The following is a 12,071-nucleotide window of genomic DNA, read 5'->3' as shown; positions in this document are numbered from 1 at the left end:
ATCGGGGCGACCCGGCGCGATGGGCGGGGATCGCGGTGTTCCGGTGTGTTCCGGTGCGAGGCGCGGGACTGCGATGCGCGGGATCCGGGGTGATCGGGCCGGGCGCTGGACCGTCGTCGCACTCCGGCGGGGTGAGAGACCGGTGATCCGTCGCATCCCGGGTACGCGGCGAAGCGTGGATGACCTGACGAGTTCCTCATATGTGTCGGCCAGGGTCGAGGCATGATCAACCCCGCACACCGCGCTCGCGCGGCGATCGTCGCCGCCTCCTTCCTGCTCGCCGGCTGCGGCGGCATGGCCGAGAAGCACGTGCCCGGTGCCGGCGGCGCGCCCGAGCGTCACGCCGGCGCGACACGGACGCCCGCACCGACCGCCCCGGGCACGGCCGCCATGCGGCGGCTGCCGGGACTCGGCCCCAGGACCCTGGCCGCGATCCCGTCACGGACCCGGCAGGCCGTCGTGGTGACCGGCAGCGGAAGGAACTCCTCGCGGTCGACCGTGGTGCTGTACGAGCGCACAGAGGCCGGCTGGCGGGCAGGCCCGAGCCGGCCCGCGCACAACGCCCTCAAGGGCTGGACCGACCACCATCGAGCCGGTGACCTGCGTTCCCCCACCGGCGTCTTCACCCTCACGGACGCGGGCGGGCTGCGGCCCGACCCCGGCACCCGGCTCCCGTACGACCGCTCCGGCGCCTTCACCTCGCCCGGCACCGGATTCGACGGCGAGCCGTTGGCCGGATCCTTCGACTACGTGGTCGCCATCAACTACAACCGCAGGCCCGGCACCACACCCCTGGACTGGACCCGGCCGATGGGCGCGGGCCGCGGCGGGGGCATCTGGCTCCACGTCGACCACGGCGGCCCCACCCACGGATGCGTCGGCCTGCGCGAGAAGGACCTGGTGGAGCTGATGCGCGCCCTGGATCCCGCCCTGCACCCCGCGGTCGTCATGGGGGACGCCGCCTCCCTGGCACGCTGACTTCCCCAGGTCCGGGACCGGCCACCCGGACCCCCGGCCCGCGCCGGACCCGCCCGCAGTGTCCCGGGCGGATGTCAGGAAGGCGTCAGGGTGTGGGAAGCCCCTCTCACCGGCCGCGATGTGGCCGGCAGCCCCTACGATCGGCCGCGTGTGCGCATACGTGCTGGTCGCGGAGGACGACGAGATGCAGGCGGAGCTGATACGCCGTTCGCTGCTGAGCGAGGGGCATACGGCGGCCGTGGTCCACGACGGCGCGGCGGCGCTCGACGAGGTCCGGCGGCACCGGCCCGACCTCGTCGTCCTGGACCTGATGCTCCCGGTGGTCGACGGCTTCGGGGTGTGCCGGGTGCTGCGGGAGAACGACGACATCCCCGTCCTGATGCTGACCGCCCGCTCCACCGAGGACGACGTCCTGCTCGGCCTGGAACTCGGCGCGGACGACTACATGACCAAGCCGTACAGCCCGCGTGAGCTCATGGCCCGGATCCGCACGGTCCTCCGGCGCGGCGGGCGGGCGGCGGGCGACCGGCAGCCCGATCCGGTCGTCAGGGCAGGGGGGATAGTGGTGGACCCGCTGCGGCACACGGTCTCGTGCGACGGCTCGCCGGTGGACTGCACCCCCGGCGAGTACGAGATCCTGCTCGCGATGGCCGGCGAACCCGGACGGGTCTTCTCCCGGCGGCAGTTGCTGCACCACACCCGGGGCATCGACCGGGCCTCGACCGAACGGGCCATCGACGTGCACATCATGAACCTGCGCAAGAAGATCGAGGCGGACCCGCGCAGACCGGCGCGTCTGGTGACCGTGTTCGGCGTCGGGTACAAGCTCAGGGGCGAGAGGCCGTGAGTCGTGCCGTGCCGCTGCGCAAGAGCCTGCTCGTCAGGCTGCTGATCACGTCCGTGCTCATCGCCCTGTGCTCGGTCGCCGCGACCGCCTGGCTCGCGGTGCAGACCACCACCCGGGCCATCCAGGAGGAGCAGGGCCAGGTGCTCGCCGAGGACATGGACATCCTGCGGCAGCTCAGCGGCTACGCAGCCACCCACGCCGACTGGTCCGGTGTCACCGGGACCCTGCGCACGATCTCGCGGCAGACGGGCCGGCGCATCGCCCTGACCGCGGGCGACCGCACCCCCTTCGCCGACTCCGCGGCCCGCGGGACCTCCCTGCCGCCCCGGGCCGCCGCCACCGTCGACCCGCTGCGCACCGACACCTCCACCGAACCCGGAGCGCAGCTCACCGGAGTCGACCCGCGTGCCGTGGGCCCGTACCGGCTGACCACGAACGAGCGCCTGAGGGTGGCCAAGCTCGCCACGGTGCGCCAACTCTGCTTCGCCCGCAACGGCGTTCGGACCCGGGCGGAGCGGATGCCCAGCGGCCGGACGGTGTTGAAGGACGTGGACGGGACGACCGACTCCGGCTACGTGCCGACCGAATGCGCCGACGGCCTGCTCAACACCCCCACCCCGACCGAGAAGAAGGCCCTGGACGCCCTGTCGGCACTCACCCGGACCTGTCTGGACCGGCACGACGTGCACCTCGACCACTCGGTGGCGCTGCCGCTGGAGGCGGCGAGCGGAGCCGTCCCCGTCCCGTACCTGACGGGAAAGCGACCGGCCGACCAGGACGGACCCCTGGCCCGTACGGTGAACACCTGCGTCGCCGACGCCCGGCGGGTCCAGCTCGACCCCTACGTCGCGCCGGTCGCCCAGCTCTTCCTCGGCACGGGGGACAGACCCGTCCCCCGCTTCGCCATGTCGGCCGCGGGCAAGGCCAAGGTGTTCGGCGTCGCCGGACTCGTCCTCGCCATCACGGTGGCCGTGACCGTGCTGGTCGCCACCCGGCTCGTCCGTCCCCTGCGCGCGCTGACCCAGGCCGCGCGGCAACCGCCCGAGCGGCACGTACGCGTGCCCGTCACGACCCGGGACGAGACCGGCATCCTGGCGCTCGCCTTCAACGAACTGACCGAGCGCCGCGAGCGGTTGGAGGCCCAGCGCAAGGCGATGGTCAGCGACATCGCGCACGAACTGCGCACACCGCTCACCAACATCCGGGGCTGGCTGGAGGTGGCCCGCGACGGCCTCGTGGACCCCGACCCGGAACTGCTCGCCTCCCTGCACGAGGAGGCCGTGGTCCTGCAGCGCGTCATCGACGACCTCCAGGACCTCGCGGCCGCCGACGCGGGCACACTGCGGCTGCACCACGAGGAACTGCGCGCCGACGAACTGCTCGAACAGGTCGCCGCGGCGCACCGCGTCGGGGCGGAGGCCGCCGGCACACGGCTGGTGACCGAGGCGGCGGGCACACCGTGGCTGGACGCGGACCCCGTACGGATGCGGCAGGCGCTCGGCAATCTGGTGTCCAACGCGATCCGGCACACCCCGGCCGGAGGCACGGTCACCCTGTCCGCGCGGCACGAGGGGGACGAGGTCGTGTTCGCGGTGGCCGACACCGGCGGCGGTATCGCCCCGGGGGACCTGGCCAGCGTCTTCGACCGGTTCTGGCGGGCTGAGAAGTCCCGCAGCCGGCGCACCGGAGGCAGCGGCCTGGGCCTCGCCATCGTGCGTCAGCTGGCCGCCGCCCACGGCGGAACCGTCTCCGTCACCAGCGAGATCGGCACCGGCTCGGTCTTCACCCTGCGACTGCCCCGCACCCGTCATCCGGCCCCGGCCGCCGGTCCGGGCTGACCAGGAGGCGTCCGGTCACCGGAACACGTTGTCGGAGTCGTCCAGGATCGACGGATCGCCGATCATCGCCTCGCGCGGTACCCGCGTCGAGGTCTGGTACATCGCCTCGATCTCGGCCGCGTACCGCTGGGCGATCGCGTCCCGGCGCAGCTTCAGCGACGGCGTCAGCAGCCCGTTGGACATGTCGAAGGGTTCCGGGAGGACCCGGAAGACCCGGATGGACTCGGAGCGGGACACCGTGGAGTTGGCCGCCGCGACCGCGCGCCTGACCTCCTCGCGCAGCTCGTTCTCCTCGCGCGCGTCCCGGGCCGGTGTCTCCCCCTTGGCCCGGGCGGCGCGCCAGTGCGTCACGAACTCCGGGTCCAGGGTGATGAGAGCGCCCACGCAGGGCCTGTTGTCGCCCACGACGGCCGCCTGATGGATCAGCGGATGGACCCGCAGCCGTTCCTCCAGCGCCGCGGGGGCCACGCTCTTGCCCCCGCTGGTGATGATGATGTCCTTCTTGCGCCCGGTGATGGTCAGATAGCCCTCGGAGTCGACCCGGCCGATGTCCCCGGTCGCCAGCCACCCGTTGCGGAACGAGGCCGCGGTCGCCTCGGCGTCGTTGATGTATCCCTGGAACACCGAGGGCCCCCACACGAGGATCTCCCCGTCGTCGGACACCTGGATCTCCGTGCCCGGCAGGGGGCGTCCGACGGTGCCGAACTTCTCCCGTCCGACCGGCTGGGCGGTGATCCCCCCGCTGGTCTCGGTGAGTCCGTATCCGTCGTGCACGAAGATGCCGATCCCCGCGAAGAACAGGGCGAGTTCACGGTTCAGCGGGGAACCGCCGGACACCGCGCCGCAGACCCGCCCGCCGAGCGCCGCGCGCAGCCTCCTGTAGACCGTCTTCTCGTAGAGGGAGTGCTGGAGCCGCAGATCGAAACCGGGGCCCGGCCCCGTGCCGAGCCGCTGCTGCTCCTCGGCCCGGGCGAAGTCCTGGGCCGTGCGCACGGCACGCTCGAACAGCACGCCGCGGCCCGCCCGTTGGGAGGCCCGCACGAAGTTCTTGTAGATCCGCTCGAACACGGACGGGACGGCGTACAGATACGTCGGCCGGAACGACAGCATGGCCTCGGAAAGGGTCTCCTCCCGCAGGTCCGGCTCGTGACCCATCAGGATGCCGCCGCGCAGACAGATCCCCTGGATCATCAGCCCGTAGGCGTGGGAGAAGGGAAGGAAGGCGAGCACGGCCGGCTGCGTGTCCGGCGGGGCCGCCGTCTTCCGCCAGCCTTCGAGCAGCGTGTCGCACGGGCTCGCCAGGCTGCGGTGCGACAGGGCACACCCCTTGGGCTGTCCGGTCGTGCCGGAGGTGTACGCGATGACCGCGGTCGAGTCGGCCAGGACGATCCGGCGCAGCGAGTCGACCGCGGTCGCGGGTATCGCCCGGCCGCGCTCCACGAGCTGGGCCATCGCCCCGGCGTCCAACTGCCAGACGTGGCGCAGGAACGGGAGCGCGGCGCACGCCGAGCCGACCGTCATGATGCCCTGCTCGTCCTCGACGACCACGCCCACGCAGTGCGCGTCCTGAAGGATCCACGCGACCTGTTCGTGCGACGACGTCGGGTAGACCGGCACGATCTCGGCGCCCACCGACCACAGGGCATAGCTGAGCACCGTCCACTCGTACCGGGTGCGCGCCATGATGGCCACACGGTCGCCCGGCCGGATGCCGGAGCGGACGAACCCCCGTGCCACGTCGACGACTTCGTCCCACAGCTCGATCGCCGTCACCTGCACCCACTCGCCCCGCGAACCCTCGGCGCGGCGCGCGAGCTGCGGCAGATCAGGGGTGTTGAGCGCCGTTTCGCGGAGGCTGTCGGCAAGTCCCCGCTGGGTGGGCACAGTCGGGGGTGCGGAAAGGTGGGACTGATGCATTCGCCGCTCCGGAATTCTCCTCGACGCGACCTCACCCCCGGAGGCGCCGATGCCAAGGATTACTGAATGTAGCCCACTGGGGAGCGTTCCGTGTCCTAATCCGGCATGCGGCCGCCCGCCGCCCGCCGCCCGCCCCCCGCCGCCCGCCGCCCGCCGCCCGCCGCCCGCCGTCCGTCGCCGGCCGCCCGTCGTCCGGGCGCTCGCCCCGCGGCACGCCCCGTCGTTTCGCCGCGACACCGTCGGCAGGGCGTCCGGGCCCGCTCGGACGCTCCCCGGCGAGGACGGCGCAGCGCCCGTGCGCTTCATCCGTCACTCGCGCGACCGATTGACCGTTCACCCTTCCGGGAAGCGGCCCCGGGCTGACAGACTCCGTTGGTGCGCGACTTCGACATGCTCGTCATCGGATCCGGCCCGGGTGGACAGAAAGCCGCCATCGCAGCGGCGAAGCTCGGCCGTCGGGTCGCCGTCATCGACCGCCCCGACATGGTCGGCGGGGTCTCCATCCACACCGGGACCATTCCCTCCAAGACGCTGCGCGAGGCGGTCCTCTATCTCAGCGGCATCGGCCAACGGGACCTGTACGGCCAGAGCTACCGGCTCAAGGAGGACATCACCGTCGCCGATCTGACCGCTCGCACCGAGCACGTGGTCAGCCGCGAGGTGGACGTCATCCGCAGCCAGCTCTCGCGCAACCACGTGTCCCTGTTCGCCGGCATCGGCCGCTTCGTGGACGACCACACGGTCGCCCTGGTCGAGGCGAACGGCAACGAGAAGCGGCTGAGCGCCGACCACATCGTCATCGCCACGGGCACGCGTCCCGCGCGGCCCGGCACCGTCGAGTTCGACGGGCGGACGATCATGGACTCGGACAACGTCCTGAACCTGGAGCAGGTACCGCGTTCCATGGTCATCGTCGGCGCCGGCGTGATCGGCATGGAGTACGCCTCCATGTTCGCCGCCCTCGGCTCCAAGATCACGGTGGTCGAGAAGCGGCCCGGGATGCTCGACTTCTGCGACGTCGAGGTGATCGAGTCGCTGAAGTACCACCTGCGGGACCTCGCCGTCACCTTCCGGTTCGGTGAGACCGTCGCCGCCGTGGAGCGGCACGCCCGGGGCACGCTCACGGTTCTGGAGAGCGGCAAGAAGATACCCGCCGACGCGGTCATGTACTCGGCCGGACGGCAGGGCCTCACCGACGAACTCGACCTCGGCAAAGCGGGGTTGTCCGCCGATCCGCGCGGACGGATCAAGGTCGACGAGCACTACCGCACCGAGGTGCCGCACATCTACGCCGTCGGTGACGTCATCGGCTTCCCCGCGCTGGCGGCCACGTCGATGGAACAGGGCCGTACGGCGGCGTACCACGCCTGCGGTGAGCCGGTGAACCGGATGCACGACCTCCAGCCGATCGGCATCTACACCATCCCGGAGATCAGCTTCATCGGCCGGACCGAGGACCAGCTCACCGAGGACTGCGTGCCGTTCGAGGTGGGCATATCCCGCTACCGCGAGCTGGCCCGGGGGCAGATCATCGGGGACTCGCACGGCATGCTGAAGCTCCTCGTCTCGCCCGAGGACCGCAAGCTCCTCGGCGTCCACTGCTTCGGCACGGGCGCGACGGAGCTCATCCACATCGGCCAGTCGGTCATGGGCTGCGGCGGAACGGTCGACTATCTGGTCGACGCCGTCTTCAACTACCCGACCCTCGCCGAGTCCTACAAGGTCGCCGCACTGGACGCGACCAACAAGATCCGCCAGATCGACCGCCTCAGGGACTGAACCACCGTACGGGACTTCGCGAAGGTACTGCGCGACACGGTCCCGGCATGGCACCGTGGACCCAGGGTCTGGCCCGTCGCTCCCCCCGTGGTGACGGGTCAGACCTCTTTGCCGTCCGGCAGGAAAGCCACCGGTCCCGGAACTATCGTGAAGAGCGGCCGGTCCGTGCCGGAGCCCCGGGGAACCGGCGGGACCGACTCGACGGCGGCCCTGTGCCGTCCCGACGAGGAGGAGCCGGATGAACGCCACGATGCGCGCGGTACGCGGTCATCGGCGGGGCGGTCCCGAGGAACTGATCTACGAGGACGCGCCGAGGCCGGTCCCCGGTCACGGCGACGTGCTCGTCGAGGTGCGGGCGGCCTCCGTCACGCCGGGCGAGCTGAGCTGGGACGCGACCTGGACCGACGACTTCGCCGACGGCGACCCGCGCCTGCCGGTCGTGCCGTCCAAGGAGGTCTCCGGGATCGTGGCCGAGCTCGGCCACGGGGTCACGGACCTGCGGCCGGGCAAGGCCGTCTACGGCCTGATCCCCTTCACCCGGGACGGAGCCGCGGCCGAGTACGTGACCGTTCCCGCGGCGGTGCTCGCCGCGAAGCCGGGGTCGCTCGACCACGAGCGGACGGCCGCGCTGCCGCTCGCGGGCCTCACCGCGTGGCAGGGTCTGGTCGACCACGCGGGCGTCACGGCCGGAGCGCGCGTGCTGGTGCACGGCGGCGCCGGCGGCGTGGGCTCGCTCGCGGTGCAGGTCGCGGCCGCGCTGGGGGCCGAGGTGACGGCCACCGCCTCGGCCGGGGACGCGGACTTCGTACGGGGCCTGGGCGCGGACGAAGTGATCGACTACGCCGGACAGCGCTTCGAGGACGAGGTGAAGGACGCGGACGTCGTCTTCGACACCGTCGGCGGCGACACCCAGGACCGGTCCTGGGCGGTGCTGCGTCCGGGCGGAATCCTGGTCAGCGTCGCCGAGCCGCCCACGCCGCCGGCGGGGACGGACGCCCGCGCGGTGTTCTTCGTGGTCGAGCCGGACCGCGCCGGTCTCGAGGAGCTGACGGCACTCGTCGAGGCGGGCCGGCTGATCCCGCAGGTCGACCGGATCCTGCCCCTGGAGAGCGCCCCGGGGGCCTACGCGGCCCTCGAACGCGAGCACCGGCGGGGCAAGATCGTCCTGCGGGTGTCCTAGCGGGGCCCGGGGCCCCGGGCCCCGTCCCGATGACGTCGCAGGGCCGGGCGCCGCATCGCCGTGCCGTTCGGTCCGTGGGGGCCGTCACACGTGACAGCGAGGGTGAACAAGCGCTTAGATAGTGCGTCCGACCTCGTTCGCGCGTGCTGGAGGCCCCGTTGCTGTTCACATCCGTCGACGACGTCTCCGCACGCCTCGCCGACACGGGCTATCTGGCGTCGCCCGCCGTCGCCACCACGGTCTTCCTGGCCGACCGGCTCGGCAAACCCCTCCTGGTGGAGGGCCCCGCGGGCGTCGGCAAGACCGAACTCGCGAAGGCCGTCGCCCAGGTCGCCGGGGCCCGGCTCGTCCGCCTCCAGTGCTACGAGGGCGTCGACGAGTCACGGGCGCTGTACGAGTGGAACCACGCCAAGCAGCTGCTGCGCATCACCGCGGGCCGGGACGAGACGTGGGACGAGACGCGCACGGACATCTTCTCCGAGGAGTTCCTGCTCCCGCGCCCGCTGCTGACCGCCATCCGCGGCGACGACCCCAAGGTCCTGCTCATCGACGAGACCGACAAGGCCGACATCGAGGTCGAGGGCCTGCTGCTCGAAGTGCTCAGCGACTTCCAGGTCACCGTCCCCGAACTGGGCACGATCACGGCCACCAGCCGCCCCTTCGTGGTGCTCACCTCGAACGCGAGCCGCGAACTGTCCGAGGCCCTGCGCCGCCGTTGCCTCTTCCTCCACATCGGCTTCCCCGACGAGGAGCTGGAGCGCCGGATCGTGACGCTGAAGGTGCCCGGACTCGACCAGGCGCTCACCGAGTCCGTCGTACGGGTCGTCGGGGCGCTGCGGGAGATGGACCTGCGGAAGGTCCCCTCCGTCGCCGAGACCATCGACTGGGCCCGCACCCTGCTCGCGCTGGGCGCCACGACGCTCGACGAGAACGTCGTACGCGACAGCCTCGGCGTGATCCTCAAGCACCAGGACGACGTACTGAAGGCGACGGCCAAGCTCGACCTGGGCGCCGTGTGAGCGCCGCCGCGCCGGTGGACGGTGTCGCGGACCGGCTGACCGGACTCGTCGGCGCACTGCGCTCGCACGGCGTGCGGATCGGCACCGGTGAGACCGTGGACGCGGCCAGGGCCGTGGCGGCGCTGGGCTTCGCGGACCGTGACCGGCTGCGCGAGGGGCTGGCGGCCACCCTCCTCCACAACCCGGGACAGCGCCGGGTGTTCGACCCCGTCTTCGACGTGTACTTCCCGCGGGGCGTGGGCGGGCCGGACGGCTCGGCGCCCGCGGACCGGGACGACCTGCGCGCGCGCCTGGCCGACGCCCTGGCCGCCGACGACCAGGCCCTCATGGGCCGATTGGCGATCGAGGCCGTCGACGGTTTCGGCGGCTACGGCGGTACGACGGCGACGGACGGCTGGTCGTCGTACCAGACCCTCGACCGGCTGCGACCGCAGACGCTGCTGGCCCGTGTGCGCGACACCGTCCGGGCGCGGGGCGGCGGGGCGGGGTTCACCGACCGGCTGCTCGAGGACGAGATACGCCGGCGCATCGAGGTGTTCCGCCGGCAGGTCGCGACGGAGGCGCGCCGCCGGATCGCCGAGCGGCGCGACCGGGACGAGATCGCCCGGCGCGCGGTGGCCCCCACCGCCGACCGCGTCGACTTCCTGTTCGCCGGCCGGGACCGGCTCGCCGAACTGCGCAAGGCCGTGCAGCCGTTGGCCCGCAAACTGGCCACGCGTCTCGCCGCGCGCCGCCGCCGCGCGCACCGCGGCACCATCGACCTGCGGCGCACCCTGCGTGGATCACTGTCCACGGGCGGGGTGCCGATGCGCCCCGTGCTGCGCAGGCGCCGCCCCGTGCGGCCCGAACTGGTGCTGCTGTGCGACGTGTCGGGGTCGGTGTCGGGCTTCTCGGACTTCACGATGCTGCTCGTCCAGGCGCTGCACGACCAGTTCAGCAAGGTGCGGGTGTTCGCCTTCGTCAACCGGGTCGACGAGGTGACCGGTCTGATCGGGCCGGGCGCCGCCGACCCCGAGGGGCTGAGCGCCCGGATCCGCGGGGAGGCGGCGATCACGGGCTGGCACGGCAGCAGCGACTACGGTGTCGCCCTCGGCGAGTTCGCCGAGCGGTACACCGGCGCGGTCGGCTCCCGGACGACCGTCTTCGTCCTCGGTGACGCCCGCACGAACAACAGCGACCCCAACCTGCCCGCCGTGCGGCAGCTCACCCGGCAGGCCCGCCGGCTGTACTGGCTGAACCCCGAGGCGCGCTCGCAGTGGGGGACGGGCGACTCGGCCGCCCTCGCCTACGCCGACCTCGTGGAGATGCACGAGTGCCGCAACGCCCAGCAGCTCAGCGCGCTGATCGGCCGCCTGCTGCCCGTCTGAACCGCCCGCGGGCGCGCGGGTCTTCGGCCGTCAGCGCGCCAGGAGCCTGCGCAGCCAGGCCATCCGGGCGGCGCGGGCGGCCCGGGCGAGCACGGTGTGCGGGGCGAAGGCGTCGAAGCCGTGGAAGCCGCCGGGCCACACGTGCAGCTCGGCCACTCCGCCCGCCTGCCAGATCCGCGACGCGTAGTCGACGACCTCGTCCCGGAAGGTCTCCGCGGAGCCGACGTCGAGGAAGGCCGGAGGCAGCCCGGACAGGTCCGCGGCACGCGCCGGGGCGGCGTAGGCGGGCACGTCCGGTCCGCCGCGCGCCGCGCCGAGGACTGCCGTCCACGCGGTCTCGTTGGCCGTACGGTCCCAGGCGCCGACGCCCGCCATCTGGTGTGCGGACGGCGTGTCGTTGCGGTCGTCGAGCATCGGATACATCAGGACCTGCCCGAGCGGCCGCGGTCCTTCCCGGTCCCGGGCGAGCAGGGTGAGCGCCGCGGTGAGGCCACCGCCCGCGCTGGCGCCCGCGACGACGATCCGCTCCGGATCACCGCCGAGTTCCCCGGCGTGCCGGGCCGTCCACAGCAGACCGGCGTAGACGTCCTCCACCCCGGCCGGATACGGGTGTTCGGGTGCCAGCCGGTACTCCACGGACACCACGACCGCGTCCAGCTCCTTCGCCCACTCCAGGACGACCTCCACCCCGGCCCGGTTGTCGCCGAGGACCATTCCGCCGCCGTGGGAGTGGTAGATCACCGGGCGCGGTCCGTGCCGGGGCGGAGCCAGGGGCCGGATGACGAACAGTGAGACGTCGGGGGCGTCCCGCGGCCCCGGTACCGTCAGCTCCGTGGTGGTGAAGGCGCCGCCGCCGGTGAGGTCGTACGCGGGTGCGGCGGGCCGCAGCTCGCGCAGGGCGGCGATGTCCGCGAGGCTCGGCCCGGAGGGCTCGGACGGTCCGACCGCCGCGAGGGCGGCGTCCAGCTCGGGGTCGAACGGTGGCGGTACCAACAGCATGACGTCTCCTCGCGCCGAGCCCGGCGGCTCCCGGATCCCATGATCGGGTGCCGTGCTCCCGGACCGGGAGCCGCCGTACGGCGGAAACCTGCCCCCGACCCGGCCCGCCATGCGCCTCGCGGTGACGCCCGAAGGCGTCACCGCGAG

The 12,071-nt window shown here is 72.8% G+C and carries 9 protein-coding genes; 7 read left to right on the top strand and 2 right to left on the bottom strand.

The window, feature by feature from the left end; genetic code table 11:
- Positions 1-222: 222 nt before the first annotated feature.
- From ACFYYF_RS02040 to ACFYYF_RS02030, 3 genes are all read left to right on the top strand, one after another.
- Positions 223-978, top strand: a complete 756-nt coding sequence (locus tag ACFYYF_RS02040) for a L,D-transpeptidase family protein (protein ID WP_388770363.1) — start codon at positions 223-225, stop codon at positions 976-978.
- Positions 979-1,126: 148 nt separating this feature from the next.
- Positions 1,127-1,825 (top strand): response regulator, encoded by a 699-nt coding sequence (locus ACFYYF_RS02035; protein ID WP_388770360.1) that lies wholly within the window; start codon positions 1,127-1,129, stop codon positions 1,823-1,825.
- On the top strand, positions 1,822-3,663 hold the full coding sequence (locus ACFYYF_RS02030; RefSeq protein ID WP_388770358.1) for a sensor histidine kinase: 1,842 nt from the start codon (positions 1,822-1,824) through the stop codon (positions 3,661-3,663). The genes ACFYYF_RS02035 and ACFYYF_RS02030 overlap by 4 nt, the downstream gene beginning before the upstream one ends.
- A 15-nt stretch (positions 3,664-3,678) precedes the next feature.
- Here the strand turns inward: ACFYYF_RS02030 and ACFYYF_RS02025 are convergent, their stop codons facing one another.
- Positions 3,679-5,580, bottom strand: coding sequence for an AMP-dependent synthetase/ligase (locus ACFYYF_RS02025; protein WP_388770356.1), 1,902 nt, complete (start codon positions 5,578-5,580; stop codon positions 3,679-3,681).
- A 375-nt stretch (positions 5,581-5,955) separates the two neighbouring features.
- On the opposite strand from ACFYYF_RS02025, the gene sthA reads away from it, so the two are divergent.
- The 4 genes from sthA (at position 5,956) to ACFYYF_RS02005 (ending at position 10,925) form a co-directional block, all read left to right on the top strand.
- Positions 5,956-7,359: a Si-specific NAD(P)(+) transhydrogenase gene (gene sthA, locus ACFYYF_RS02020; RefSeq protein ID WP_388770353.1), complete on the top strand. Its 1,404-nt coding sequence runs from the start codon at positions 5,956-5,958 to the stop codon at positions 7,357-7,359.
- A gap of 238 nt (positions 7,360-7,597) precedes the next feature.
- The gene (locus tag ACFYYF_RS02015; RefSeq protein ID WP_388770351.1) at positions 7,598-8,539 is read left to right on the top strand and encodes an NADP-dependent oxidoreductase; all 942 of its coding nucleotides are present in this window, start codon (positions 7,598-7,600) and stop codon (positions 8,537-8,539) included.
- A 161-nt stretch (positions 8,540-8,700) separates the two neighbouring features.
- Positions 8,701-9,558 carry an AAA family ATPase gene (locus ACFYYF_RS02010; RefSeq protein WP_388771517.1) on the top strand — a complete coding sequence of 286 codons (858 nt, stop codon included), beginning with the start codon at positions 8,701-8,703 and terminating at the stop codon, positions 9,556-9,558.
- Complete coding sequence (locus ACFYYF_RS02005) at positions 9,555-10,925, top strand: VWA domain-containing protein (protein WP_388770348.1); 1,371 nt, start codon at positions 9,555-9,557, stop codon at positions 10,923-10,925. The genes ACFYYF_RS02010 and ACFYYF_RS02005 overlap by 4 nt, the downstream gene beginning before the upstream one ends.
- A 30-nt stretch (positions 10,926-10,955) precedes the next feature.
- On the opposite strand, the gene ACFYYF_RS02000 is transcribed toward ACFYYF_RS02005, so the two are convergent.
- Positions 10,956-11,924, bottom strand: a complete 969-nt coding sequence (locus ACFYYF_RS02000; protein ID WP_388770345.1) for an alpha/beta hydrolase — start codon at positions 11,922-11,924, stop codon at positions 10,956-10,958.
- Between the last annotated feature and the right edge of the window lie 147 nt (positions 11,925-12,071).

This window comes from Streptomyces sp. NPDC001914 (assembly GCF_042891215.1).
Taxonomy (GTDB): Bacteria; Actinomycetota; Actinomycetes; order Streptomycetales; family Streptomycetaceae; genus Streptomyces.
This window is presented reverse-complemented; position numbering and strand designations above follow the sequence as displayed.

Excerpts from the sequence above, each read along its gene's own strand:
- ACFYYF_RS02000 (WP_388770345.1), bottom strand. The coding sequence starts at position 11,924 with ATGCTGTTGGTACCGCCACCGTTCGACCCCGAGCTGGACGCCGCCCTC.
- ACFYYF_RS02025 (WP_388770356.1), bottom strand. The coding sequence starts at position 5,580 with ATGCATCAGTCCCACCTTTCCGCACCCCCGACTGTGCCCACCCAGCGG.
- ACFYYF_RS02015 (WP_388770351.1), top strand. The coding sequence starts at position 7,598 with ATGAACGCCACGATGCGCGCGGTACGCGGTCATCGGCGGGGCGGTCCC.
- ACFYYF_RS02040 (WP_388770363.1), top strand. The coding sequence starts at position 223 with ATGATCAACCCCGCACACCGCGCTCGCGCGGCGATCGTCGCCGCCTCC.